Here is a 2,061-nt window from a genome sequence, read left to right on the forward strand (position 1 = left end):
GCTCGGCGGGGCTCCAGCCGCCGCATCCGCTCAAGAGCGTCCACCTGGACGAGGTCGACGACATGGCCGGCCAGTGCGCTTCCCGTCCCGCTCCGGCCAGGGCAAGGCCTGCGGTGTCAGGTCCCTACTCTCTGAGGAGATCTGTTGACACTCACTGTGAACCCATCGACGCCCACGGAGTCACCGGCGCGTCTCACGGCCAGCGACCGAATCGAACGTGTCTCCTCGGCAATTGTGCCGGTCGGCGTGGTCTTCATGTTTCTGGGCCTGTTGATTGCCGGCTACATTCCGGCGGTGCCCGCCAACTGGTCCGCTGAGGAGGTCGCCGAGTTCTACCGGGACGACACGAATCTCATCCGTTTCGGGATCATTCTGACGTTGATCGGATTCATGGTCTGGGGTCCACTGATCACGGTGATCCTGCGCCAGATGTTACGTATTCGTCCTGAGCAGAAGAGCCTGGCCTACCTGCAGTTCGGTTCCGGACTGGCGGCCTGGCAGTTCCTGTGGGTGCCGATGCTCGTCCTGGCGGCCGCCTCGTTCCGCCCGGAGCGCAGCCCCGAGACGACGCAGACACTGCACGACCTGGGCTGGATCCTGCTGTTCATGCCGTTCATGCCGTTCGTCCTGCAGAGCGGCGCCATTGCGCTGGCGGTGCTGCTGGACACCGGGCCGAAACCGGTCTTCCCGCGCTGGGTGGCCTACTTCAACGTGCTGGAGTGCTTCCTCTTCCTGGCAGTGATCCTGATGCTGTTCTTCAAGACGGGGCCGTTCGCCTACCACGGCGTGCTGGTGTTCTGGATTCCGCTGTTCATATTCGGTGTGTGGCTGCTCGTGATGGCCTGGGCCACCTATCGCGGGACGGTCGAGGAGCAGACGCGGCGGCTTGAGAACGCCTCGGGCGCGCATGCGGGTTGAACGGTCGACGTCGGTGTACTCGCCGTCGTCGGGCACCCGGGTCGAGGCTCCCGAACCGCGGGGCCACGCCCCGCGTGCGCCTGGTGAGGACGGCCATGTTCCACCTGTACCCGGTGAGGGCAGCCATGCCCCACACGTGCCCGGTGAGGTTGGCGTCTGGGTTCTCGTCCTCGGCGAGATGTCGATGTTCGGAGTGTTCTTTGCGATCTTCATGGACGCCCGTGCTGGTGACCGGGAGCTGTTCGCCCGGTCACAGCAGCATCTGAACATCACGATCGGGCTCGTCAACACGATAATTCTCCTGGCGAGCTCGTTGTTCGTCGTGCAGGCCGTCCAGGCGGTCCGGGCCAGCGGGTTCGGCCGGGCGTCGAAGTTCTTCACGCTGGGGCTGCTCTGCGGCCTTGGATTCATGGGCGGAAAGGTCCTGGAATACAGCGAGAAGCTGCACGCCGGTATTTCCCCCGCGACGGACGCGTTCTACATGTACTACTACGTACTGACCGGAATACACGCTCTCCACGTCGCCGTCGGTATGTGTGTGCTCGCATTTCTGCGGAAGATGACGAGAAACCCGGCACGCCATCCGAAGACCACGACGGTCGAGGCGTGCGCGTCCTACTGGCACATGGTGGACATACTATGGATCGTCCTGTTCCCGCTGCTCTATCTCATCTGAGTTCGCGCCTGCGCGCGGTGACCCCGGGCCAGTTGGTCCGGCTGGTGTTCGTCGGGCTCCTGCTGCTGACGGCCGGCTCGTCGTGGTTCGCCGAGTCCGAAAGCGCCCGCGGCGTAGCCACGACAGCATTCATCATGACTGTCGTCGCGGCGAAGCTCCACCTCGTCGGCATGCACTTCATGGAGCTCAGGCACGCTCCGTTCGCGCTGAAACTCGCCTTCCACGGCTGGATCGTCGTGGTGTGGGGACTCATAGTCGGCTTCAGCTGATCCGTTCGGCTGGTTCATGAATGCGCGGCGCACGCCGGCCAACTGCCCGGGATCCGGAAGTCGAGCTGGTGAGGCCGGCCCCGAGCGCTCCGCCACTCGTCGCGGGCCGTCCGTCGTCCACCGGAGGGGAATGCTGATGGCCGTTCCGAAACGGCGGACCTCACGGTCCAACACCCGTACCCGCCGAGCCCGGTGGGG

At 64.7% G+C, this 2,061-nt stretch carries 3 protein-coding genes and 1 pseudogene; all 4 read left to right on the forward strand.

Translation table 11 applies throughout. The annotated features are described in order from the left end of the window. The first annotated feature begins 144 nt into the window (after positions 1–144). The gene (locus tag FrCorBMG51_RS21920; protein ID WP_157180619.1) at positions 145–918 is read left to right on the forward strand and encodes a hypothetical protein; all 774 of its coding nucleotides are present in this window, start codon (positions 145–147) and stop codon (positions 916–918) included. Beyond that, positions 908–1,594, forward strand: coding sequence for a cytochrome c oxidase subunit 3 family protein (locus FrCorBMG51_RS21925; RefSeq protein WP_086055614.1), 687 nt, complete (start codon positions 908–910; stop codon positions 1,592–1,594). Before FrCorBMG51_RS21920 ends, FrCorBMG51_RS21925 begins: the two co-directional genes overlap by 11 nt. Positions 1,595–1,611: 17 nt before the next feature. Then, entirely contained in the window at positions 1,612–1,863 is a 252-nt protein-coding gene (locus FrCorBMG51_RS21930; RefSeq protein ID WP_157180620.1) for a cytochrome C oxidase subunit IV family protein, read from the forward strand. 136 nt (positions 1,864–1,999) lie between these two features. Further along, positions 2,000–2,061, forward strand: a pseudogene (rpmF, locus tag FrCorBMG51_RS28680) (50S ribosomal protein L32); the annotation flags it as partial.

Source organism: Protofrankia coriariae (assembly GCF_001017755.1).
Lineage (GTDB): Bacteria > Actinomycetota > Actinomycetes > Frankiales > Frankiaceae > Protofrankia > Protofrankia coriariae.